Here is a 24,454-nt window from a genome sequence, read left to right as displayed (position 1 = left end):
CAGGTCTCCTCTGTCAGGCGGGGGCGTCAGGCGGGGGCGTCAGGCGGTGGCGGCGCGCACGGCGTCGTCGACGCGGGCGAGCACATCGGGCGGGGTGAACATGAGAGCGGTCGACAGCGGTCGACCCGCACCCCACACGGTCCCTGAGCGCACGGCCTCGGCGCGGTCGGGATCGATCTCGGCGAGAGTGCCGAGCAGCGCACGGTACGCCCGCGGGTCGTCGATCACATCGGCGAGCGAGGCGTGCAGGCCCGGCAGGGCGGGAAGAGCGGATGCCGGGGGCTCCCGATACCGCCACTCGTGCGTGCCGGATCGCACCTCTTCGGGCGCGCCAGGCACCGACACCTCGGCGGTGGTGTTCGCGGGGACGACCGCGGTGACAACGACGTCGTCCCCGTCGCGCACCCAGGAGACCGAGGCGGTGCCGTAGGGCGTCTCGTGCCGGGCGGACGCATGGTCGAGCGCCGTGAGCGGTCGAGGGGCTATTCGCAGCCGACGGTAACCGGGGGCAGCGGGGGCGAGGCCGGCCACCGTGCGATGCAGCCAGTCGGCGACCGCGCCGAGCGCGTAGTGGTTGAACGAGGTCATCTCACCCGGGTTGACCGATCCGTCGGGAAGCAGCGAGTCCCAGCGTTCCCACACGGTGGTCGCGCCCTGCGTGACCGGGTACAGCCACGAGGGGCACTCGGTCTGCAGCAGCAGGCGTTCGGCGGTGGCGAGGTGCCCGGTGTCCGTGAGGGCGTCGGCGACGAGCGGGGTGCCGACGAAGCCCGTGGCGATGCGGTAGCCGCCTTCGCGGACGAGCGCCGCGAGGCGGTCGCCGAGAGCGGCGCGCTGCGCGGCATCCGTCACGAGCTCGAACTCGAGGGCGAGAGCGTAGGCGGTGACGGCGTCGCTCATCATTCGCCCGGCCGGAGTCACGTACTCGGCGATGAAGGCCGCGCGGCTGCGCTCGGCGAGAGCGGCATATGTCGCGGCATCCGTCTCGTTCCCGAGCAGGCGTGCGGCATCCGCCACCTGCCGCAGCGACCGGGCGAGGTACGCCGAGGCGACGATGTCGGAATCGACCTTCGCCTTGCCGGGCTGGTCTGGCGGAGCGGCCGGATCGAGCCAGTCGCCGAGCTGCATGCGTCCAGCCCACAGGCCGCTGTCGCCGGCGTCGCGGAGGACCGCATCGACCCAGTCGCGCATGCTCGGGTACTGCGCGGCGAGCACCGCGCGGTCGCCGAAGCGCTCGAACAGCACCGTGGGGACGACGGTCGCGGCATCGCCCCACGCGGCGGGAGTCGCTCCGCCGGATGCGCCGAACCCGGGGAGCGCGGCCGGGACGACGAGAGGCACCGCTCCGTCGTTGCGCCCCTGCTCGAACGCGAGGTCGCGCAGCCAGGAGGTGAGGAAGCCGTCGCAGTCGTACAGGAAGCTCGCGGTCGGGGTGAACACCTGGATGTCGCCGGTCCAGCCCAGCCGCTCGTCGCGCTGGGGGCAGTCGGTCGGGATCGACAGGAAATTGCCGCGCATGCCCCACACGACGTTCTCGTGCAGGCGGTTCACCAGGGGGTCGGATGCCTCGAACCAGCCCGTGCGGGTCATGTCGGTGTGCAGCACCACGGCCTCGACGTCGGCAGGGGAGACGTCGAGGCCGGTGATCTCGGCGTAGCGGAAGCCGTAGAAGGAGAAGCGCGACTCCAGCACGTCGTCGTCGCCCGACAGATCGAAGGTCGCGGTCGCTGCGGCGTTGCGCAGCGGCCGCAGCGCGAGCTCGCCGTCTTCGAGGACTTCGGCGTGCCGGACGACCAAGCGGGTGCCGGCGGATGCCGTGGCGCGGATGCGGAGGCGTCCGACCAGGTTCTGGCCGAAGTCGAGGATGCGGCCGCCCGATGGCGTCGCGATCACCTCGGCCACGGGGAGCGTCTGAATCCGTCGGACCGGCGGGGCGATGCGCGCCTCGGGCACCGGGACGTGCTCGAATCCGGGCATGGCGGCGGCGCCCACGCGCGCCGCCGTCCACGCGGTCGCGGCGCGGCGCAGGTCCTGATGCTCTCCGGGGTAGATGCCGCTGTCGACGACAGGACCGTCGCCCGCGGCCTCCCAGCCGGCGCCGGTCGCGGCGAGAGTCTCGACGACGCCGTCTGCGTAGGTCACGCGCAGCTGGGCGAGGAACGAGGGCTGGGTGCCGTAGAGGCGGTCGGTGAACGTGAAGAAGCCGTACTTCTCGGTGTACCAGGCACCGGCGATCGTGGCGCTCAGATCGTTCCGCCCCTGGCGGAGGAGGGCGGTGACGTCGACGGTCTCGTGCACGAGCCGATCACGGTAGGCCGTCCACCCGGGGGCGAGCACGTCGTCCGAGACCGGCGCGCCGTTCACCGCGGGCTCGGCGACGCCGAGAGCCGACCAGAACAGCAGCGCGCGTTCGACGGGCCGGTCGAGCGTGAACTCCGTGCGCACCTCGGCGGGCTGCGCCTCGCGCTCGGCGTCTGCCAGGCCGACCGGCTGGGCGATCCACTCGCCGTCGGCGAGGAACCCGGCCGACACGGTCAGCGGGGAGCTCCAATCGGTCTGAGCACCGGACGAGGCGGTGACGCGCACGCGCACTTCCCGGCTGTCGCCGGGCGTGAGCGGTTCGAACGGCCAGGCGACGAGTGCGCTGTCCGCCCCGTCGACGACGACCGTCTGCGCCCCGTCGGTGAGCTCCGCCGACGACTGCAGCCAACCGGTATCCGTCGTCGTGACGATCCAGCTCAGACGAGGCGTCGGCGTCGCGACGAAGGTCGTGTCGTCGCGCAGCTCCGCCTTCAGCGTCGCGATACGAGCAGCATCCGTCATTCGTCGTCTCCTTCTGCGCTCCAGCTGAGCAGAGCGACGGCGCCGGTCACGGCGTACACGCCGATGACGCGGCCGGTGAACGACTCCGCGGTCTCGGATGCGAGGAACCGTCCGTCGACCTGGGCGAGGTCGATGCGCTCGCCGCCGACCGTGGCGGCGAGGTGGAACACGTCGCTCGTGCGGGGGAAACCGCCGCTCCCCTCAGGGCGGCGCGAGTCGATGTGCAGGTCGACCACGCCGCCGGAGAACGGGGCCGTCCACTCCTGCACGAGGTCGGCGACGACGGCGCGTGCGATGATCACGCCGTTCCCCACCTCGATCTCGACGTGGAAGCGCTCGTCGTAGCGCACGGCGAGGCCACCTGTGCCGTCGCCGACGTCGATGCGCGCGGTCGTCGCGCAGGTCAGATGCTCCTGCCGCCGGCCGACGAAGACGGGCCGGGGGTCGTTCATGGTGCGGCCGTCGCCGTGCAGCACGATCGCGTCGGGACGGGCCTCGAGATCGACGAGGGATGCCGGGGTGGCGCGCACCGCGATCCACTCGCCGTCGAGCTCGCGGGTCTCGGCGAAGTCGATGTCGACGCGGGTACCCGGACGCACGTTCAGCTGCACGGGGTCGATGGCCGGCCAGCCGTTCTCCTCCCAGCGCACCGCCGTCACGAAGGTCTCGCGCCCGAGAGCAGAGAACGCGCGCGTCATGCTCCGGGGGCGCACGCCGAGCAGCACGCACAGCCAGTCGCCGTCCGGACCGATCACGAGGTCGCCGTGGCCGGTGTTCTGGATCGGCCGGATCGTCGATCGCGCCGAGACCAGCGGATTCTGCGGAGCGGTCTCGAACGGGCCTTCCGGGGAGTCGCCGCGGGCGATCGACACCCCGTGCCCGCGTTCGGTGCCGCCCTCGGCGATCATGAGGTACCAACGGCCGTCGACCACGTAGAGGTGCGGAGCCTCGGGGAACTGCCCGCCCGTGCCCGACCAGACCGAACGCGGCTCCTCAAGGGCGACGTGGTTCTCGAGGTCCACGCGCACCTGCTGGATGCCGAGGTGCTGACCCGCGCCCTCGCCGCCGAGGATCAGGCCCGAGAACGTGATGTAGACGGTTCCGTCCTCGCCCCACGCGATGTCGGGGTCGATGCCGTCGATGGAGCCAGAGCCGTCGTCCTTCAGGATCAGGTCGCCGTCGCTCCACGGCCCCGCGGCGTCGGTGGCGGTGAAGTGCAGCATGCCCCGGCCCATCGCGTCGGTGATGACGAGGTGGAACACGCCGTCGCGGTGCCGGATCGTCGGCGCCCACGCCCCGCCCGCGGTCGGCACATCCTCGACCGCGAGCTGACCGGGCCGGGTGGCGACGTGGCCGATGAGCTCCCAGTTCTCGAAGTCGGTCGAGCGGTGGATCGGGATGCCGGGCAGGTACTCGAAGGTCGACGTGGCCAGGAACCACTCGTCTCCCACACGGACGACCGAGGGGTCGGGGTGGAAGCCGTTGATGAGGGGGTTGTGCAGCGTGGTCATGCGCGGTGCCTTCCGGAGGCGGGAGAGGGTCAGGAGAGGATGCGGCCGAGGTCGCGGGCGAGCGCGACGGCGCGGGGGTCTGCGCCGCCGGGCCACGGACCGCGGGCGATGGTCCACGCGAAGGCGAGGCCGGTGTCGGGGTCGACGCAGGCGAGGGCGCCCATCGCTCCGTCGTGCCCGAAGGCGCGCGGGCCGCCGAAGGCGAGCTGCTGCGAGGGCTTCTGGAACACGATCGCGTGCGCGCGGTCGTGCTGGTGCAGCACCTCGTCGTAGCCGCGGATCTGCTGCTGCCCGACCTGCGACACGGTGTCGGCCGAGAGGAAGGGAGCGGCTCCGTCGACACCGGTCACGGCGGCCGCGAAGAGCCGGGCGAGCCCCCGGGCGGTCCCGGTGCCCGAGGTTCCGGGATGTCCGTATCGCCAACTCACCGGGTCGCCGGCGAGGTCGATGGCGCCGCTGCGCGAGGCGAAGACGACGGGGCCGAGAGCCGAGGACGATGGCACCGTGGCGTCCGACACCGGTCGCACCATCGGCAGCAGCGGAACCAGGCGCTCCTCTTCGGATGCGGGGAGGCCGAGGTAGAAGTCGACGCCGTGCGGGGCACGGATCTCCTGCTCGTAGAACTCGTGCAGCGTGCGGCCGGTCACCCGGTAGACGAGCTCATCGCCGAGATTGCCGATCGTCAGAGCGTGATAGCCGAACGCGCTGCCGGGATACCAGAACGGCCAGCTCGCGGCGAGACGTTCAGCGGCGGCGTGATGATCCAGCAGCTCGTCGGCGGTCAGCGCGGGCGCCGCCTGCGGCAGGCCTGCCTGATGCGAGAGCAGCTGCCGCACGGTGACCGAGCCCTTGCCCTTGGCGGCGAACTCGGGCCAATAGTGAGCCACCGTCTCGTCGAGATCGAGCTCTCCGCGCTCGACGAGAAGGCCGACCGACAGGCCGAGCGTGTTCTTCGTGACGGAGTACGGCACGGTGGCGGAGTGCTCACCGAGGTGCGGGCCGCCCCAGGCATCGAGTACGGGAACACCCTCGAGGAAGGCGGCCACCTGGAACGACAGGTCGGCGTCGGAGGCGAGGAAGCCCTCGAGACGTGCGACGATCTCGGCGAGCCGCTCGTCGGCGCGCCCCTGAAGAGCACCGGTCAGAGCCGAGAGAGTCATGCCTGCTCCCACTCGACGCTCAGCGGCAGCTCGGCGACCGAGGAGCCCACGCGCAGCGTGTAGGCGCCCGGCTCGACCGCCCACTCGCCGGCCCAGTGCGCCAGACGTCGTGCCGGTACCGGCACGACCGCGGTGACGGTGCGGCCGGGCTCGGCATGCACGACGGCGAACCCGACGAGCCAGCGTGCCGGGCGGTCGACCGTCGAGTCGGTGCGCTCGGCGTACACCTGCACGACCTGCTTGCCGGCGCGTGCGCCGGTGTTCGCGAGGGTCACCTCGACCGTGTCGCCATGGCGCTGCGCCGTGCCCCACGACCACGTCGTATAACCGAGACCGTGACCGAACGGGAACGCGGGTCGGGCACCACTCCTGAGCCACGCGCGATAGCCGATGTGCAGTCCCTCGGAGTAGACGAGACGTCCTTCGACCGGGGTGACGTCGGTCACCGGCACGTCGGCCAGCGCGGCGGGCCACGTGGTCGGCAGGCGTCCGCCCGGCTCTGCGGAGCCGGTGAGCACGTCGGCGATCGCATGCCCGAACTCCTGGCCGCCGAAGTAGCCCTGCACGATCGCGGCGACCTCGCCCGCCCAGGGCAGCACCACGGGGGAGCCCGCGTTCACGACCACGATCGTGGGCGTGCCGGTGGCGGCGACAGCGCGCACCAGATCGTCCTGTCGGCCGGGAAGGTCGAGGTCGACGCGGTCATAGCCCTCCGACTCCACCTTCGAGTTCGTGCCGACCACGACGATCGCGACCTCGGCCGCGCTCGCCGCGGCGGCCGCGCGGGCGATCAGCTCATCGGGATCGGTGCGCTCGGGGGCGATGCCCAGTGTGACGCTGAGAGCCCCGTCGAGGGCGCCGCGCGACTCGCGCGTGAACTCCGCGCGGAGGTCGACGGCGCGGCCCGCCTCGACGGACACCGCGGCCGTGATCGACGGCGGGTTCAGGAACGCGGCGCCCAGATCCGTGCCCTCGATCACGGGGACGTCGTCGAGCACGAGCTCGCCGTCGACGAAGACGCGACCCGGGTTGGCCCCGGCGAAGCCGAGCTGGATCTCGCCGCTCTCGGCCGGGGTGAACCGGGTCTCCAGCACGATCGTGCGGCTCGCGCCGATCGGCGCATCTCCGCCGAACCACACCAGCGCCGTGGCCCGGCGGTTCTCGGCGAACAGCTCGGTGCCCTCGGCGTCGTGGAACGAGACGCGCAGCCCCGGCTCCCCGGTCGCGGGGTTCACGATCGACTCGAGCGGGATCTCGGCGACGCCCTCCTGCACGACCGCGCCGATCTCGTAGCCCACCTCGGCACCGGGCAGAGCGGCGCGGATCGCGTCGAGCGGCGAGACGACCTTCTCTGGCAGCACCGTCGCCGATCCGCCGCCCTGCGTGCGGGCGTCCTTCGCGTTGTGGCCGATGATCGCGACCTTCGCCAGCGCGGACGCATCCAGGGGCAGCACGCCGCTGTTCTGCAGCAGCACGGTGCCCTCGATCGCGGCCTCCTTCGCGAAGGCGGGCCCGTCGAGCGGAGCGGGGGTGACGGCATCCGTTCCCTCCAGGGCGCCCACCCGCTCGGCGAGCAGCAGGATGCGCAGCACCTTGCGGTCGACGTCGGCCTCCTGCACGCGGCCGTCGCGAACGGCCTCGACCAGGTCGGCCCACGCCGGAGCAGGACCCGGCATCGCGAGGTCCTGCGCGGCGGCGGCGGAGTCGAGCGAACGGACGGCCGTCCAGTCGCTGACGACGACGCCGTCGAAGCCCCATTCGCTGTTCAGCGGGTTCTCGAGCAGGTCGTTCTCGGTCATCGTCACGCCGTCGACCGAGTTGTAGGCGCTCATGACCGACCACGCACCGGCCTCGACGGCGCGCTCGAACGGCGCGAGATAGACCTCGCGCAAAGTGCGCTCGTCGACCTCGACGTCGACTGTGAAGCGGTCGGTCTCGGAGTCGTTGGCGACGTAGTGCTTCGGGGTGGCGGCGACGCCGTTCTCCTGCATGCCGCGCACGTAGGCTGCGCCGAGCTCGGCCGTGAGCTCCGGGTCCTCGCTCAGACACTCGAAGTGCCGGCCGCCCAGCGGAGAGCGGTGCAGGTTGATGGTCGGGCCGAGCACGACGTCGACCCCTTTGCGGCGGGCCTCGGATGCTGCGGCCGCGCCATACCGGTAGGCGAGGTCGGTGTCCCAGGACGCTGCCAGCGCCGAGCCCGAGGGCAGGTTGAGCGAGGGTTCTCGCTCGTCCCAGCGCGGCCCGCGCACCCCGGCGGGGCCGTCGGAGAGCGTGAGCGCACGCAGCCCGATCTCGGGCAGCGGCACCGTCGTCCAGAAGTCGGCGCCCTGCACGAGGGCCGCCTTCTGCTCGAGCGTGAGCTTCTCGAGCAGGGGGCGGAGGTGGTCGGTCGAGGCGGTCATGCTGCGGCTCCTTCTGAGGCCTTCTGCGCGTCGATGAGCGCACGGCGGTCGGCGCGGCGCTTCTGCTGCGCGTCGGGATCGGGTACGGGGGCGGCGAGGAACAGCCGCTGGGTGTACGGATGCTGCGGGCGTGCCGTGACCTGGTCGCCGTCTCCGGTCTCGACGAGCTCGCCCCGGAACATCACGGCCACGCGGTGGCTGATGTGGCGGACGACCGCGAGGTCGTGCGAGATGAAGAGATAGGCGACGCCGGTGCGCTCCTGGATCTCGATGAAGAGGTCGAGGACACGCGCCTGCGTCGACAGGTCGAGGGCCGACACCGGCTCATCGCACACGATGAGCTTGGGATCCAGCGCCAGCGCGCGGGCGATCGCCACGCGCTGGCGCTGCCCGCCCGAGAACTCGCGGGGCAGCCGGCGGGCAGCATCCGCCGGCAGGCCCACCCGGTCGAGCAGGTCGGCGACCCGCGCGAAGGCCTCTTTCGCGGCGACGCCGCGCGCGGTGAGGGGCTCGGCGAGGATCTGCGCGATCGTCATCGAGGGGTTCAGCGAGGAGTACGGGTCCTGGAACACGACCTGGATCTCGCTCGCGAGGCTGCGGCGCTCGCGGCGGTTCAGGTGCCCGATCTCGCGGCCGTCGTACTTCACCGAGCCGCCCGTCACGGGAGCCAGTCCCAGCACGGCTCGGCCCAGCGTCGTCTTGCCCGAGCCGGACTCGCCGACCAGGCCCACGGTCTCGCCGGGACGGATGTCGAGCGAGACGCCCTTGAGCGCGTGGAACGGCTGCGCGCGGAACCCCTTGCCCGGATAGGTGACGTCGAGGTCGGCGACCTCCAGCAGATTGGTCATGACCGGCCTCCTTCGGCGGTCACCGCGGTGGCTCCCGCGGTGATGAGCGGGCCGCGGGCCGGACCCTCGTCGAGGATCGCGTCCAGCAGCGACTGCGTGTAGGCGTGCGAGGGGGTGCGCAGGATCGTGCGGACGGGGCCCTGCTCGATGAACAGGCCCTGCTGCATGACGGTCACACGATCGCACAGATCGGCGACGACGCCGAAGTTATGCGTGACCAGCAGCATCGCCATCTGGCGTTCGCTCTGCAGGTCGCGCAGGAGGTCGAGCACCTCGGCCTGCACCGTCACGTCGAGGGCCGTGGTGGGCTCGTCGGCGATGATGAGGTCGGGGTCGGTCGACACGGCGCCGGCGATCAGCACGCGCTGCGCCATGCCGCCCGAGACTTCGAACGGGTACGCCTCGAACGTGCGCCTCGGGTTCGGGATGCCGACGCGGTCGAGCAGCGCGAGCGCCTTCTCGGTGGCCTCCTTCTTCGACAGACCCAGGTGCGCGCGCAGAGGTTCGACCAGCTGGTATCCGATCGTGAACGAGGGGTCGAGGTTGCTCATCGGCTCCTGCGGGATGTAGCCGATGCGCTTGCCGCGGATGCCGGCGTAGGCCCGCTCCGAGGCATCCGCCAGCTGCGTGCCCTCGAAGTCGATCGAGCCGGCGGTGACCTGCCCGCCGCGGGGAAGCAGTCCCAGCACCGCGAACGCGGTCTGGGTCTTGCCCGAGCCCGATTCGCCGATCAGGCCGTGAACCTCGCCCTTGCGGATCTGCAGCGAGACGCCGTGGACGACTTCGATGTCTTCGCCCTGCGTCTGCTGGTACCCGACCCGCAGGTCGGAGATCGTGAGGATCGGCGCGGCGTCGAGCGCGCGGGTGCGATCATCGTCGGGGTGCACGATGGTGTCGCCGATCACCGGCAGCTCCGTCGAGTCCTCGAGGGCGTCGAGATCTCCGCCCGAGAGGCTGAGCGACGTCGTCACGGCGGCGATCGAGCCGGTCGCCGTGGTCACGGCACGACGGCGACGGCGCCGCACGACCGTGGTGCGCTCGAGCACGTCGCGCATGCCGTTGGCGAGCAGCGTGAGAGCGATCGCGGTGAGGGCGATCGCGAGCGACGGCCACACCATCAGCAGGGGCTGCTTGTAGATGTTCGCGAAGCCGTCGTTCAGCATGCCGCCCCAGGTGGGGACGCTCATGTCGCCGAGGCCGAGGAATTCGAGTCCCGACTGGATCGCGATCGCGATGCCGGTGATGATGGCCGACTGGATGATGATCGGCGCGCGGACCACCGAGAGGATGTGGCGGCCGATGATGCGCAGGTCGGAGAGGCCGGAGACGAGGGCGGCGTCGACGTAGAGCTCGCCGCGCACCCCGGTGACCGCTGCGTAGACCAGCCGGTAATAGGCGGGTGCGAGCAGGATGCCGAAGATGAACATCGCGAGCCACACGCTCGGGCCGAGCACGGTGCGCGCCGCGAGCAGCACGACCATGCCGGGCAGAGCCATCACCAATGAGGTGATCCAGGACGCGACCGAGTCGAACCATCCGCGGTAGTAGCCCGCGATCAGACCCGAGATCACGCCGATCACGAGGGCGGTGACCACCGCGACGAGGGCGGCCGCCAAGGTGATCTGCGTGGCGGCGAGCAGCCGCGACAGCACGTCGCGGCCCGCGCTGTCGGCGCCGAGCGGGTGAGCTGCGCTGGGGGTCGCCAGCACGAGCTTGAGCGAGGCGACGTTGGGATCGAACGGGGCGATCCAGCGCCCGATGACGGCCACCACGATGACCAGCACGAGGAAGATCAGCGAGGCCAGCGAGACGGGGCGGCGGACGAGGCGGCGCATGAGCGAGGTCTTCATCGCCGGCGTCGGCACTGCCGTGGGTACTTCGATGGCGGTCATGAGAGTCGCACCTTCGGGTTGAGAGCGGCCTGCGCGAGGTCGATGACGAGGTTCACGATGAGCACGATCAGGGCGAACGCGATCACGACGCCCATCACCACGGGGATGTCGCCCTGGGTGGTCGCGGTGACCGTGAGCTGACCCATGCCGGGCAGGGCGAACACCTGCTCCACGATGACGGCGCCGCCGAGCAGTCCGATGAACTGCACGGCGAGCACGGCCAGGGCGGGGCCGCCGGCGTTGCGCAGCACGTGCTTGTACACGACGCTGCCGGAGGAGAGGCCGCGGGCGCGGAGGGTGCGCACGTAGTCGCGGGACATAGCGTCGATCACCGAGCCGCGCACCTGCTGCGCGACCGCCGCGATCGCCCCGATCGACAACGCGACGATCGGCAGCGTCACCGAGGTGACCCAGCCGCCGAACGAGTCGGTGATCGGGATGTAGCCGGTGGCCTTGAACCAGTGCAGGTTGATCGCGAAGAGCAGCACGAGGTACAGCGCGATGAGGAAGCCGGGGATCGCGAAGCCGATCACCGAGATGAACTGCACCAGCGCGTCGACCCAGCCGCCGCGGCGAGCAGCGAGCACGCCCAGCACGATCGCGAGGACGGCCGAGATGAGGGTGGCGCCGATCACGAGCGAGAGGCTGACGCTGAGGCGGCCCGACAGGCTCACCGAGACGAGCTGGCCGTTGAACCATGAGCGCCCGAGGTCGCCGGTGAGGGCGGAGGTGAGCCAGTCCCAGTACTGCACGGCGAGGGGACGATCGAGTCCCAGCTCCGCCGACTTCTGGGCGACGAGTTCGTCGGTGGCGTTCTGGCCGAGGATGCGACGCGCGATGTTCGCGCTGTCGAGGAAGAGGAGCCCGAACGTCACGATGGATATGACGGCGAGCAGGACGACGCCGGCGAGTACCCGGCGCACTATGAACATGAGCATGCTGCGCTCCTGTGTCTCAGAGGAATTCGGGATCCGGCCCGCCCGCGAGACGGGCGGGCCGGAGGGACCGGGTCAGGACTTCGGCGTGAAGTCGTAGATCGCGGGATAGGCGTTCGTCGGGAGCATCTCGACGGTCGTGTTCGCGTCGGTCGCGAAGCTGCCCTGCACTCGATAGAACGGGGCGAACCACGCCTGCTCGACGATGTACTTGTTGAGCTCCTTGGCGACGGACTCCTGCGTCTTCTCGTCGCCGAACTGGATCTGCGAGATGTACTCGTCGACCTTCGGGTCGTCGTATCCGAACGGGTTGAAGATCGCGGTCGGGGCGATCATGAACTGGATCAGCTGCCAGTCGGGGTTCTGCTCGAGAGCCATGAACGACGCGGCGTACTTCGGGGCCAGCAGATCGGCGATGAAGTTGTTGCCGGGGTCGGTGTACTCGACCTTGATGCCGACGTCGTTCAACTGCTGCTCGATGAGCGTGTACGTGCTGGCACCCAGAAGCGTGGACGACGGCATCGACAGCGTGAGTCCGTCGGCGTAGCCTGCTTCGGCCAGCAGCTCCTTCGCCTTCTTCGGGTCGTAGGTGTAGTAGTCGTCGAGCTCGGGGTCGTACGCCGCAGACGACTTCGGGAACACCTGTGTGGTCACCGTGCCGTTGCCGGCCTGCAGCGCCTGCAGCAGCCCGTCGCGGTCGAACGCGTAGTTGAGCGCCTGACGGACGCGCACATCCGCGAGCGCCGGGTTCATGGTTCCCGCGCGGTCGAGCAGCAGCAGTCCCTGGAAGTCGAGCTCGTTGGCGTTCACGGTCCAGCCGGCGCCTTCCACCTCGGCGAGGTTGTCGTTGCTGGCGAGCTTGACGCCGTTGGCCTCGCCTGCCTTGATGGCGTTGAGCGATGCCGTGGCGTCGGCGAGCACGTTGATCACGAGCTTGTCGTAGTGCTGCACGTCCGGGTTCCAGTAGTCCGGGTTCTTCGTGTAGGTGTAGCTCGTGCCCGTGACGGTCGCCGCGGTGTCGAGCACGTAGGGGCCCGAGCCGATCGGGTTGGTGGCGAGATCGTCGTTGTCGAGCGACTCTCCGCTGCCGACGAGCCCCGGGTCGCGGGTGAGGTAGTTCAACAGCGCCGGGTTGGGGGCGTTCAGGGTGATCACGACGGTGGTGTCGTCAGGGGCCTCGAAGCTGGCGACGTCGGCGAAGTAGTTCGCGTCGGGAGAGGTGCCGGACTTGAAGCGATTCAAGTTGTCCACGACGACCTGGGCTGTGAGCTTCGAGTCGTCCGAGAACGTGACGTCGTCGCGGAGGGTGAGGGTGAGCACCGTGTTGTCGTCGTTGTACGACCAGTCGGTGGCGAGCCAGGGTTCGATCGTGCCCTCGGGGGTGGCGAGGAGCAGCGTGTCGAACACGGCCTGGTAGTACGGTGCGCGGTTGCCCCATTCGGAGCCCGCGGGGTCGAACGTGGTGGGGGGCGTGATCGCACCCAGAGTGAGAGTGCCGCCACTTCCTTCTCCGGTGCCGCCGCCGTCGGTTGCGCCTGAGCAACCGGTGAGAGCGAGAGCGGCGATGGCGAGGGTGGCTGCTGTGGCCTTCCAGCGGAACATCATTGGTCCCTTCATCGGGTGGGCGATACCCCTGCGGATCGCCTCTGTCGAGCGAAGCTAGCAGCAAAAACGAGTGTCCGCTAGGTTTTTGGAAGAAAACCTAGCGCTTACTCGGAATTCGTTATAGAACGGTCATTGAGGGGGCCAGAGGAGAACCGCGACGAGGCGGAGAACTGGGATACGGTGACAGCGATGACGAACACCACCACGACGACGAAGGCACCGCGCCGAGCACGCGGCGAGTACGCCAAGACGCGCAAGAGGCGCGAGGCGATCCTCGACGCCGCTCTCGAGGTGTTCGCCGAGGGCGGCTATCGGTCCGGATCCCTGCGAGAAGTCGCTCAGCGGGTCGGCATCAGCGAGGCCGGCCTGCTGCACCACTTCCCGAACAAGGTCGCACTGCTCGAGGCCGTGCTCTCGCGCCGCGACGATCGCTCCCGTGAGATGGTGCCGCTCGACTCGGACGACCCCCATGCCGCGCTGCGGGGAGTCGTCGCCCTGGCCGCCTACAACGCGACGGTTCCCGGTGTGGTCGAGCTGTACTGCACGTTGTCCGCCGAGGCCACCGCCCCGGACCACCCCGCTCACGCGTACTTCACTCGTCGCTACGAGACCACCAGGGCCGCGTTCCTCAAGTCGTTCAGCACGCTCGGCAGCCAGGGGCGGCTGCGGCCGGGCGTCACACCGCGGCGAGCGGCCATCGTGCTCATCGCGCTGTGGGACGGGCTTCAAGTGCAGTGGCTGCTCGACCGCGACATCGTCGACATCGCCGACGCGCTGCACGAGTGCATCGATGCGCTCGCAGACGTCGACTGGGCCGAACCGGGAGACCCCTCCGACGCGGTCGCGGGCAGTGACGAGGACGCCGGATGACCCGCCTGCCTTTCGCCGACGGCTGGACGGTGGGTCCGAAGCTCGGCGCCTTCGAGGCGAAGGACGCCGACAGCGCTCCGGTCGCGGTGCACGTGCCGCACGACGCGCTGCGAGACCTGCCCCGCTCGGTCGACGGCGGGCAGGGAGTGCACAGCGGGTACATCCCGGGCGGCGTGTTCGTGTACGCGAAGAGCTTCGACGTGCCGGACGACTGGCGTGACAAGACCGTGCGCATCGAGTTCGAAGGCGTCTACCGCGACGCCACGGTCTGCATCAACGGCGACTTCGCCGGGCACGAGGCGAACGGCTACGCCGCCTTCGTGATCGACGCCGACCCGTTCCTGCGCTTCGGCGAGACGAACACGATCACGGTCGAGGCCCGCGTGCACCGCGACAGCCGGTGGTACACCGGAGGCGGCATCTACCGACCCGTGCACCTGATCGTCGACGACCCCGTTCACATCGCACTCGACGGAACGAGCGCGACCTCGAGCGACATCGAGGCCGAGCGCGCGATCGTCGAGATCGCGACCACCGTCGAGAACGGCACCCGGCATACCGCAACCCGTCGGATCGCCTGGACGATCACCGACGACGACGACGTGGTCGCGGCATCCGGAGACTCTCCTGTCACCGTGCTGCCCGGTGAGACCGCCACCGCCCGCGTGCGGCTCGCTGTGCCGTCGCCGCGCCTGTGGGGCCCGGAGTCTCCGCACCGCTACCGCGTGCGGACGGTGCTGACGGATGCATCCGGCGAGGTGACGGATGAGGAGGCCACTGCCTTCGGCATCCGCCGCCTGCAGCTCGACACCGTGCACGGACTGCGCGTCAACGGCGTGACGGTCGACCTGCGCGGCGCGTGCATCCACCACGACAACGGCCCCCTGGGCGCAGTGTCGATCGCGGATGCCGAGGAACGCCGCATCCGCCTTCTCAAGGCCGCGGGCTTCAACGCGATCCGCAGCGCGCACAACCCGGCGAGCCGTGCCCTGCTCGACGCGTGCGACGCGCACGGCATGCTCGTGATGGACGAGCTCACCGACGTGTGGACCCGGTCGAAGACCGTGTTCGACAGCTCGATCGGCTTCGACGAGCGCTGGCGCCGTGACGTCGCCGCGCTCGTCGCGAAGGACCGCAACCACCCGAGCGTCGTGCTGTACTCGATCGGCAACGAGATCCTCGAGCTGGCCACCCCGCACGGCGCCACGTGGAGCCGTCGCCTCGCCGAGGAGTTCCGGCGCCTCGACCCGACGCGGTTCGTGACGAACGGCATCAACGGCATCATCGCGAATCTTGACCGCATGGCCGAAGCCATGGCCGAAGCGCAGGCGGCCGACCCGAACACGATGATGGCCGACATGGGCGAGCAGATGGCGCTCATGAACGCCTCGCAGCTGATCACGGACTCGACCGAGGAGTCGGCGGCCGTGCTCGACGTCGTCGGGTTCAACTACGCCGATTCCCGGTACGACCTCGACGCCGACCTCTTCCCGAACCGCGTGATCGTGGGATCCGAGACCTTCCCCGACCGCATCGCCTCGCTGTGGGCCGACGTCAAGCGCCTGCCGCACGTCATCGGCGACTTCACCTGGACCGGCTGGGACTACATCGGCGAGGCCGGGATCGGGCGCGTCGACTACACGGATGCCGAGGGCTACGAGCCGACCGGGACGGCGGGCCCTTTCCCGTACCTGCTCGCCGACTGCGGCGACATCGACATCACAGGTCTCAGGCTGCCCGCCTCGTACTACCGCGAGATCGCATACGGGCTGCGGGCTGAGCCGGCGATCGCCGTGCACCGTCCGCAGCACCACGGCCGCCCCGTCGCCAAGACGCCGTGGTCGTGGGACGACGTCGTGTCGAGCTGGTCGTGGGGAGTGCCCGACGGCTCTCCGGTCACGGTCGACGTGTACGCGCAAGCCGACGAGGTCGAGCTGATGCTCGACGGCGTCGTGCTCGACCGGGTCGCGGTCGGCGAGCCGCGGCCGCTGATCGCGCGCTTCGAGACGGAGTACCGCCGGGGAGAGCTCACCGCGGTCGCCTTCGCGGGCGGTGCCGAGGTGGCCAGGACCTCCCTGCGTACTGCGGGCGCGCCCGTGCTGTCGGCGCGAGCCGAGTCGCCGTCGATCTCGGCGGACGGCCTCGGCTACGTGGAGATCACGATCGCGGATGCCGACGGCACGCTGCTGTGCGACGCCGATCGGCTCGTGACGGTGACGGTGTCGGGTGGTTCGCTCGCGGGCCTCGGATCGGCGCGGGCGCGCACCGAGGAGACCTTCGCGGGACCTTCCGTGACGACCTGTGACGGCCGCGCGCTCGCGATCGTGCGCGCGGATGCGGCGGCGACCGAGGTGACGGTGACGGTTACCGCCGAGGGGTTCGCTCCGGCATCCGCTGCCATCGCTGTGGAGTAGCCGGGCCGCACGGGCGAGGTGCGCGTTGTGGTCGGCTCTTTCAGCGAGAGGCGGCAGTTGGGCGCACTTCGCTGTCTGCAACAGTGGGATGCCTCGGTTGGTCGCGCCTTGTGCGCGCCGGGGTGCGTGTTGTGGTCGCGTTCTCGGCGTGAGGCGCCAGTTGGGCGCACCCGGATGCGGGACGACGGGGCGCAGATCCCGGGCATCCGTGCGTTGGCACCGTCGTTCGCAGTCGGTCGCTGCGGCCCGGATCAGCCGCGCGGCTCGTAGCAGACCAGCTCGTGCGTCGCCGCGACGAGGGCCCGCAGCCCCTCGAGGGTCGCCGGAGCGGCGCCGAGCGCGCGGCCCTGAACCAGCACGTTGCCGAGCGCGGTGGCCTCGACGGGGCCGGCGAGCACGGGCAGACCCGCGCGGTCGGCCGTGGCCTGGCAGAGCAGCCGGTTGAGCGATCCGCCGCCCACGACGTGGATGCAGTCGATGTCGCGCCCGGCGAGGGCAGAGGCCGTCTGCACCGCGTCCGCGAAGGCCGCGGCGATCGATTCGACGATGCTGCGCGCGAAGGCGGGACGCGAATCGGGCGTCCGGTCGCCGAGGAGTGCCGCGATGCGGCGGGGCATGTCTCCCGGCGCACTCAGCGAGGGGTCGTTCGCGTCGAAGAGCGGGAACTCGCCGGCCACCGCGGATGCAGCCGCGAGCAGTTCCGGCAGATCGATCACCGTGCCGTCCTCGGTCTCCCATGCGCGAACGCTCTCGCTGAGCAGCCAGAGCCCTGACACGTTGTGGAGGAAGCGGTAGCGCCCGTCGACGCCGAGCTCGTGGGTGAAATCCGCGTCGCGCGCGGCATCCGTCACCCGCGGCTCACGCAACTCGAGGCCGACGAGTCCCCAGGTGCCGCACGAGATGTACGCAGAACCGGCGCTCGAGAGCGGGACGGCGACGACGGCCGAGGCCGTGTCGTGCGACCCGACCGCGATCACGGGGAGATCCTTGCCGATGCGTTCGGCCAGACCTGGGCGCAGGGCGCCGATCACGGTGCCGGGGTCGACGAGAGGCGGGAGGATGCCGGTCGGGACGCCGATCCGCTCGGCGAGTTCACGGTCCCACGCCGAGGTCTCCACGTTCAGCAGACCGGTCGTCGAGGCGTTCGTGCGTTCGGCGACAGCGACGCCGGTGAGCAGGAAGGCGATGAGATCGGGGATCAGCAGGGCCGTGTCGGCATCCGCCGTCCTGCCGTCGACGCGGTACTGGTACAGCGTGTTGAAGGGCAGGAACTGCAGACCGTTGCGGCTGTACAGCTCATCGAACGGCACGCGCGCGTGCACCTCGGTCACCCCGCGTTCGCTGCGACCGTCGCGATAGTGGAACGGCTCGGCGAGCAGTTCACCGTCGCGCAGCAGACCGTAGTCGACGGCCCATGAGTCGATGCCGATGCTCTCGATCGACGGTTCGCGTCGCACGGCCTCGGTCAGCCCGGCGACGACGTGCTCGTACAGCGCGTCGAAGTCCCAGTGCAGGCCGTCTTCACGTTTGACAGGGCCGTTCGGGAACCGCGACACGAGTTCGAGGTCGAGCACGCCCTCGCCGATCCGGCCGATCATGACCCGTCCGCTGGTGGCGCCGAGGTCGACGGCGGCGACGGCGGTCACTGGTGGCTCCTGCGCTGGTCGGAATCACGCGTTTCGTCTCGTCGCTTCGCTCCTCGCTCAACGAACAGGGCTCTGCCCCCTGGTCGTTGAGCGAGCGGAGCGAGCGCCGTACTGAGCGAGCGAAGCGAGTCAAAGTGACGAAACGCGGCGACGGCGCGCATGCTCATCGCAGGAACGCGGCGGCGACGCCGGAGTCGACCGGGATGTGCAGGCCGGTGGTGCGGCTGAGCTCGGGGCCGGTGAGCACGTATACGGCATCCGCCACGTTCTCGGGAACGACCTCGCGCTTGAGGATCGTGCGGTTCGCGTAGTACTGGCCGAGGTCCTCTTCTGCCACACCATAGGTAGCGGCGCGGTTGGCGCCCCAGCCGGAGGCGAAGATGCCCGAGCCGCGCACCACGCCGTCGGGGTTGATGCCGTTGACGCGGATGCCGTGCTCGCCGAGCTCGACCGCGAGCAGGCGCACCTGGTGGGCCTGGTCGGCCTTGGTCGCCGAGTACGCGATGTTGTTCGGGCCGGCGAAGACGGAGTTCTTCGAGGAGATGTAGATGATGTCTCCGCCGAGCTTCTGGTCGATCAGGACGTGGGCTGCGGCCTTCGAGATGAGGAAGGAGCCCTTCGCCATCACGTCGTGCTGCAGATCCCAGTCCTTCTCGGTGGTCTCCAACAGCGGCTTCGACAACGACAGGCCAGCATTGTTCACGACGAGGTCGACGCCGCCGAACGCCAGCAGGGCCTCGTCGATCGCAGCCTGCACGGCATCCGCATCCGCCACGTTCGCGGCGACGCCGATCGCGACATCGCTGCCGCCGAGCTCCGCTGCCGCAGCCTGCGCCTTCTCGAGGTCGAGGTCGGCGACCACCACGCAGGCGCCTTCGGCGGCGAGACGCACGGCGATTGCCTTGCCGATGCCGCTCGCGGCACCGGTGACGAAGGCGATGCGCCCCTGATGAGATTTCGGCTTCGGCATCCGCTGCAGCTTGGCCTCTTCGAGCGCCCAGTACTCGATGCGGAACTTCTCGGCGTCGGAGATGGGGGAGTAGGTCGACAGCGCCTCGGCGCCGCGCATCACGTTGATCGCGTTGACGTAGAACTCGCCGGCGACGCGGGCGGTCTGCTTGTTCGCGCCGTAGGAGAACATACCCACGCCGGGGATGAGGACGATGAGCGGATCGGCCCCGCGGATCGCGGGGGAGTCGGCGGTCGCGTGCGCGTCGTAGTAGGCCTGGTAGTCGGCGCGGTACTCCTCGTGCAGCTCGTGCAGGCGCGCGATCTGCTCCTCGGCGGATGAAGTGGCCGGAAGATCGAGGATCAACGGTTTGACCTTGGTGCGCAGGAAGTGGTCAGGGCAGCTCGTGCCGAGCGCGGCGAGTTCGGGCGCACGTTCGGAGGAGAGGAAGTCGAGCACGACGTCGGCGTCGGTGAAGTGGCCGACCTGCGGCTTGTCGCGTGAGGCGATGCCGCGGATCGTCGGGGCGAGGGCGGCGGCGCGCTGACGGCGCTCGATCTCGGGCAGAGCCTCGAATCCCGCGCGCACGGCGCCAAACGGCTGTGCCGTGCCGTGCTCGGCGATGTAGGCGGCCGCGGTGTCGATGATCCAGAGCGAGTTGGCCTCGGCCTCTTTGCTGGTGTCTCCCCAGGCGGTGATGCCGTGACCGCCGAGGATCGTGCCGATCGCCTGCGGGTTGCGGGCCTTGATCGCAGCGATGTCGAGCCCGAGCTGGAAGCCGGGACGGCGCCACGGCACCCAGACGACCTTGTCGCCGAAGATCGTGGCGGTGAGCTCCTCGCCGTCGGCGGCGGTCGCGATCGCGATGCCGGAGTCCGGGTGCAGGTGGTCGACGTGCGCGGCGTCGACGAGCCCGTGCATCGCCGTGTCGATCGACGGGGCGGCTCCGCCCTTGCCGTGCAGGCAGTAGTCGAACGCCGCGACCATCTCGTCTTCGCGCTCGACGCCGAGATAGACGTCGACGAGCGCGCGCATGCGGTCGAGGCGCAGCACAGCCAGGCCCTGCTCCTTCAGCGTGCCCAGGTCTCCACCGGAGCCCTTGACCCAGAGCAACTCGACCGGCTGCCCCGTGACCGGATCTGTCTCGGTGCCCTTGGCCGAGGTGTTGCCGCCGGCGTAGTTCGTGTTCTTCGGGTCGGCGCCCAGGCGGTTCGACCGCTCGATGAGAGCGGCGGCGGTGGGATTCGTCATCAGATGCGTCCTTAGTCGAGGTTCGAGATCGGCGCGCTCAGGCGCCCCAGCCGGCCTGCACGCCGCCCACGCGGTCGGTCGCGATCTCGGCGAGGTAGCCGGAGTCGGCGAAGGCCTTCATCGGGTCGCCGGGGAGGCCGCGACTCTCGCGCCACTCTGCGAGGGCGGGGCGGACGTCGGTGTAGAACGCGTCCATGAAGAGGCGGTTGGCCTCGAGCACGTCGCCGGAGCGCTGCGCCGCCGTGAGCGCCTCGCGGTCGACGAGCAGTGCACGTGCCGTCATCTCCTGCACGTTCAGCACCGAGCGGATCTGCCCGGGGATCTTGTCTTCGACGTTGTGGCATTGGTCGAGCATGAAGGCCACGTCGGGGTTGTTCAGCCCTCCGCCCCGGATGACCTCGACGATGATGCGGAACAGCTGGAACGGGTCGGCCGCGCCGACGATCAGGTCGTCATCCGCGTAGAAGCGCGAGTTGAAGTCGAACGATCCGAGCTTGCCGAGGCGCAGCAGCTGCATGACGATGAACTCGATGTTCGTGCCCGGCGCGTGGTGGCCCGTGTCGAGGCAGACCGACGCCTTGTCGCCGAGGGCCGCGACCTGCGCGTACGACGTGCCCCAGTCCGGCACGTCGGTGTGGTAGAACGCCGGTTCGAAGAACTTGTACTCGAGAACCAGTCGCTGCTCGTCTCCGAGTCGCGCGTAGATCTCCTGCAGCGACTCGTGCAGTCGATCCTGACGGCCGCGCATGTCTGCCTGGCCGGGGTAGTTCGACCCCTCGGCGAGCCAGATCTTCAGGTCGCGCGACCCCGTCGCATCCATCACGTCGATGCAGGCGAGATGGTGATCGATGGCCTTGCGTCGCACCGCGACGTCTTCATGGGTGAGGGCGCCGAACTTGTAGTCGTCGTCCTGGAACGTGTTCGAGTTGATCGTGCCGAGCGAGACGCCGAGGTCCTCGGCATGACGGCGCAGGTCGTCGAAGGAGTCCACGAGATCCCACGGGATGTGCAGCGCGACCGAGGGGGCGAGAGCCGTGTACCTGTGCACCTGCGCGGCATCCGCGATCTTCTCGAAGGGGTCGCGCGGCGTTCCCGGCGTTCCGAACACCTTGAAGCGGGTGCCGGAGTTGCCGAACGCCCAGCTGGGCAGCTCGATCGCCTGATCCGCGAGGGCGGACTGGATCTCGGGGGTGAGGACGGACATCGTCACTCGCTTTCTGTGATGGTGTCGGTTGCGGACAGCTGTGCCGCGAGGTTGAACACTTCGATGAGGGGTGCTGCGGCCCGATCGGGGCGTCCGGTGAGATCGACGAAGAAGCGGCTCATCTCCGATTCCCACCGTGCGGCAGTCTCGGACGCAGCGAGGTACGCCTGTGCTGCGGCATCGTCGTCTGTCTCGTAGTAGCCGACCAGCATGCCGTCGTCGCCGAGGAACAGCGAGTAGTTGCGGCGACCGGAAGCCGCGATCTCGGCGAGCATCTCGGGCCAGACGGCGCAGTGGCGTGCGCGGTACTCATCGAGCAGTTCGGGGCGCACCTGTAGTCGGAAGCACACGCGAGTCGTGGTTGTCATCAGTGCGGTCCTCCATGGACGATTTGAATCGTTTCAAGAATACGGATGACGAGTGCCGTGCGCAACCTCGGCCTCCCGAGAAGAGGTCAACCGCGCGAGAACAGGATGTTTCTCGCGCGTGCGTCCTGTTCTGGTGCGATTGACCTATCGGCGGGTGATGCGGCTCCAGGATCCTGGAGCGAGGGCGACGGATGCCGCATCCACCGAGAACGCGCGCTCGATGCGGTCCAGGTTCGCGACGAGTACCGTGTCTGCACCATCGCGCCGCGAGCCGATGGCCCAGATGAGTCCGTCCGGGCTCGGGCCGGTGAGCAGCTCTCCGCAGGCCAGGGCCTCGAGCGCGGCGATGGCCTCTGCGGCGGGCGTGCCCTCGAGGCCGCGCGGACCGGTCGTCTCGAACCAAGACAATGTGGCGACCCCCGGCACGGCCGATGCGGCAGCGCTCGCGACGACCCAGGCGGCGAGTTCTGCCGATGTCTGCCTCTCGTCCACCGCGCCGGTGAACTGTGCACCGTATCCCTTCGACAGGTCCGCCCTGTCAGGGCTGGGCTCGGGCGTCGTCGCGACGTTGTTGAATCGCGGTCGCAGCGAGACCGGTCCGATGTGCACCGGCCGCCCGTCGGCGATCCGCACGCTCTGCTCTGCGATCAGACGCTGCACGGCGACCGCCTCGACGAGCTGCTCGGTGTCGAGCGCATGGAACAGCGGAGTCGTGTTCACGACGATGCCGTCGACCTCACGAGGGATCCGCGCCTGCTCTCGATTGAGCTCGGTGAAGTGCGAGCGGGAGCCGGCGAGCAGCGGTGCGTGCACGGGGGCGGTGGCGAGTGCGGCGCGCGTAGCGCCGAGGAGGCCTGCCGTCGTGATGTGCTCGTCGCTGTCGAAGGGCGTGATGCGGAGCACCTCGACCTCGCACAGCGCGGCTGCGGCTGCGGAGAGCTCCTGGGCGGTTCCGCGCGTGACCAGGCGAACGTCGAGTGGTCGCCCGTCGGCGGCGGCTCGTGCGAGTGCGGCAGGCCAGGTCGGCGTCGTGAGGTCGAGCTCGACCACGCGGAACGCCCCGAGATCCGCCGCCGCCACGGGGTCGGGCGCTGTCGACGCCTCGACGCCGATCGCGGGGAACGCGCCGGCTGGGCGCAGCTCGATCACGTCGGCGCCGATTCCGCGCGTACCCCTCTGCGCGCCGCTCGCGCGGATCGTGATCGACTGCCGCACGGCTTCTCCGGCATCCACCCGATAGGGGTACGGAAGGGCGAGCGGACGACTGTAGGTCTTGAACGAGGCGTCCGTCCAGTTGCGCTGGTCCTCCATCTCGAAGACATCGCCGTGGAAGGTCAGCACGACGTCGTCGAGGCGCAGTTCGCGTATGTCTCGGATCGGCTGGTGCGGGCTGATCGCTCCGGGGAAGACGACGTCCTCGGCTGCACCGTCGGTGTGCACGACCACGGCGGGGCGCCCGGAGTCGGACGCCGGATGCAATGCGACGAGACCGATGCGGCAGGCGTCGAAGCCGATCTGGTTCACGCCGGCCCAGGCGATCATGAGCTCGCCGCCGTGCACCGTCGCGCGCAGCGTCGAGTCGAGGAGCGCGCCGAGCCCCTCGTGCCGCAGCGACACCGTGAGCGCGTCGGGTTCGGCGGTGACCGCCGTCACCAGCACCGGCACCGTCTGCCAGCCGCGATCGCGAACCGCGGCACGCACTCCGCGCAGGACGATCGCGTCGTGATGGCGGATCTCGGCCAGCTCGTCGCCGCGGAGTTCGAGGCTCCACTCTCCTGCCGACCACACGACCGCATCGGTCCGCCACCACGACGCGCTCACAGCGACGTCATGCCGCCGTCGACCTGGAAGGTCGCGCCCGTCGCGAAGGAGCCGTCGTCGCTCGCGAGATAGACCATGATGCCCGCGACGTCGGCCGGTGTGCCTGCGCGGCCGATCGGGATGCGGCTGATGATCGCCGCGCGGGACTCGGGGTCCTCGCTGATCGCGGCGACGAGCGGCGTCTCGGTGTAGGCCGGCTGCACGGTGTTCACCCGTATGCCCCGATCGGCATATGCAGCGGCGACGGCCCGGCCGAGACCGTGCATCCCCGCCTTCGACGAGCTGTAGGCCGTGAAGTCCTTGCCTTCTCCGTTGACCGCCGTGGGGCTGCCGGTCAGGATGATCGACCCTCCGCCGAGCTTCAGCATCGTCCGCACCGCGTACTTCACGGTGAGGAAGGTGCCGGTCAGGTTGATGTCGATCGTGCGCTTCCACACGTCCAGGTCGAGGTCGGCGATCGGCGCATCCTGGCCGAACAGCTGCACGCCGGCGTTGGCGACGACGACGTCTGGTGCCCAGCCGGCCTCTTCGACCTCGGCGAAGGCCGCGGCGACCGCGGTCTCGTCGGAGATGTCCATCGTGACGGCGCGTGCGCTCGCGCCGATCGCGGCTGCAGCCTCGGCCGCACCTTCACCGTTGCGGTCGGCGAGGATGACGCGGGCGCCCTCGTTCGCGAAACGCTGTGCGACCGCCAGGCCGATGCCCAGGGCGCCGCCCGTGACGAGGGCGGTCTTTCCGTGAAGTCGTGTCATCTC

General features: G+C 70.0%; 16 protein-coding genes. 2 read left to right on the top strand and 14 right to left on the bottom strand.

Annotated elements, in window-relative coordinates:
- Positions 1–39: 39 nt before the first annotated feature.
- From ACI3KT_RS18040 to ACI3KT_RS18005, 8 genes are all read right to left on the bottom strand, one after another.
- On the bottom strand, positions 40–2,823 hold the full coding sequence (locus ACI3KT_RS18040) for a family 78 glycoside hydrolase catalytic domain (protein WP_404905812.1): 2,784 nt from the start codon (positions 2,821–2,823) through the stop codon (positions 40–42).
- Positions 2,820–4,334, bottom strand: coding sequence for a family 43 glycosylhydrolase (locus ACI3KT_RS18035; RefSeq protein ID WP_404905811.1), 1,515 nt, complete (start codon positions 4,332–4,334; stop codon positions 2,820–2,822). The genes ACI3KT_RS18040 and ACI3KT_RS18035 overlap by 4 nt, the downstream gene beginning before the upstream one ends.
- 29 nt (positions 4,335–4,363) lie before the next feature.
- Entirely contained in the window at positions 4,364–5,494 is a 1,131-nt protein-coding gene (locus ACI3KT_RS18030) for a serine hydrolase domain-containing protein (RefSeq protein ID WP_404905810.1), read from the bottom strand.
- A complete protein-coding gene (locus ACI3KT_RS18025) occupies positions 5,491–7,896 on the bottom strand; it encodes a glycoside hydrolase family 3 protein (protein ID WP_404905809.1) in 2,406 nt (801 codons plus the stop codon). The genes ACI3KT_RS18030 and ACI3KT_RS18025 overlap by 4 nt, the downstream gene beginning before the upstream one ends.
- Positions 7,893–8,744, bottom strand: a complete 852-nt coding sequence (locus ACI3KT_RS18020; RefSeq protein ID WP_404905808.1) for an ATP-binding cassette domain-containing protein — start codon at positions 8,742–8,744, stop codon at positions 7,893–7,895. The genes ACI3KT_RS18025 and ACI3KT_RS18020 overlap by 4 nt, the downstream gene beginning before the upstream one ends.
- Positions 8,741–10,636: a dipeptide/oligopeptide/nickel ABC transporter permease/ATP-binding protein gene (locus tag ACI3KT_RS18015; protein WP_404905807.1), complete on the bottom strand. Its 1,896-nt coding sequence runs from the start codon at positions 10,634–10,636 to the stop codon at positions 8,741–8,743. The genes ACI3KT_RS18020 and ACI3KT_RS18015 overlap by 4 nt, the downstream gene beginning before the upstream one ends.
- A complete protein-coding gene (locus ACI3KT_RS18010; RefSeq protein ID WP_292907333.1) occupies positions 10,633–11,574 on the bottom strand; it encodes an ABC transporter permease in 942 nt (313 codons plus the stop codon). Before ACI3KT_RS18010 ends, ACI3KT_RS18015 begins: the two co-directional genes overlap by 4 nt.
- Before the next feature lie 72 nt (positions 11,575–11,646).
- The gene (locus ACI3KT_RS18005) at positions 11,647–13,176 is read right to left on the bottom strand and encodes an ABC transporter substrate-binding protein (RefSeq protein ID WP_404905806.1); all 1,530 of its coding nucleotides are present in this window, start codon (positions 13,174–13,176) and stop codon (positions 11,647–11,649) included.
- Positions 13,177–13,365: 189 nt separating this feature from the next.
- Between ACI3KT_RS18005 and ACI3KT_RS18000 the strand changes: the two genes are divergently transcribed.
- Together ACI3KT_RS18000 and ACI3KT_RS17995 are read left to right on the top strand one after the other, a co-directional pair.
- Positions 13,366–14,046 carry a TetR/AcrR family transcriptional regulator gene (locus tag ACI3KT_RS18000; protein ID WP_404905805.1) on the top strand — a complete coding sequence of 227 codons (681 nt, stop codon included), beginning with the start codon at positions 13,366–13,368 and terminating at the stop codon, positions 14,044–14,046.
- Positions 14,043–16,460: a glycoside hydrolase family 2 TIM barrel-domain containing protein gene (locus ACI3KT_RS17995; RefSeq protein WP_404905804.1), complete on the top strand. Its 2,418-nt coding sequence runs from the start codon at positions 14,043–14,045 to the stop codon at positions 16,458–16,460. The genes ACI3KT_RS18000 and ACI3KT_RS17995 overlap by 4 nt, the downstream gene beginning before the upstream one ends.
- Before the next feature lie 251 nt (positions 16,461–16,711).
- Here the strand turns inward: ACI3KT_RS17995 and ACI3KT_RS17990 are convergent, their stop codons facing one another.
- From ACI3KT_RS17990 to ACI3KT_RS17965, 6 genes are all read right to left on the bottom strand, one after another.
- A complete protein-coding gene (locus ACI3KT_RS17990) occupies positions 16,712–18,106 on the bottom strand; it encodes a rhamnulokinase family protein (protein WP_404905803.1) in 1,395 nt (464 codons plus the stop codon).
- A 163-nt stretch (positions 18,107–18,269) separates the two neighbouring features.
- Positions 18,270–20,306 (bottom strand): bifunctional aldolase/short-chain dehydrogenase, encoded by a 2,037-nt coding sequence (locus tag ACI3KT_RS17985; protein ID WP_404905802.1) that lies wholly within the window; start codon positions 20,304–20,306, stop codon positions 18,270–18,272.
- Between the two features lie 37 nt (positions 20,307–20,343).
- On the bottom strand, positions 20,344–21,510 hold the full coding sequence (gene rhaI / locus ACI3KT_RS17980; protein WP_404905801.1) for an L-rhamnose isomerase: 1,167 nt from the start codon (positions 21,508–21,510) through the stop codon (positions 20,344–20,346).
- A gap of 2 nt (positions 21,511–21,512) precedes the next feature.
- Positions 21,513–21,878 carry an L-rhamnose mutarotase gene (locus tag ACI3KT_RS17975; protein WP_404905800.1) on the bottom strand — a complete coding sequence of 122 codons (366 nt, stop codon included), beginning with the start codon at positions 21,876–21,878 and terminating at the stop codon, positions 21,513–21,515.
- A 144-nt stretch (positions 21,879–22,022) separates the two neighbouring features.
- Complete coding sequence (locus ACI3KT_RS17970) at positions 22,023–23,699, bottom strand: hypothetical protein (protein WP_404905799.1); 1,677 nt, start codon at positions 23,697–23,699, stop codon at positions 22,023–22,025.
- Entirely contained in the window at positions 23,696–24,451 is a 756-nt protein-coding gene (locus tag ACI3KT_RS17965) for an SDR family NAD(P)-dependent oxidoreductase (RefSeq protein ID WP_292907319.1), read from the bottom strand. The genes ACI3KT_RS17970 and ACI3KT_RS17965 overlap by 4 nt, the downstream gene beginning before the upstream one ends.
- Positions 24,452–24,454: the final 3 nt, after the last annotated feature.

The sequence above is a fragment of the Microbacterium sp. ZW T6_19 genome, assembly GCF_044987465.1.
In the GTDB taxonomy this organism is placed as follows: domain Bacteria; phylum Actinomycetota; class Actinomycetes; order Actinomycetales; family Microbacteriaceae; genus Microbacterium; species Microbacterium natoriense_A.
Note: the sequence above shows the minus strand (reverse complement) of the source record. Positions and strands in the feature narration are given on the sequence as shown.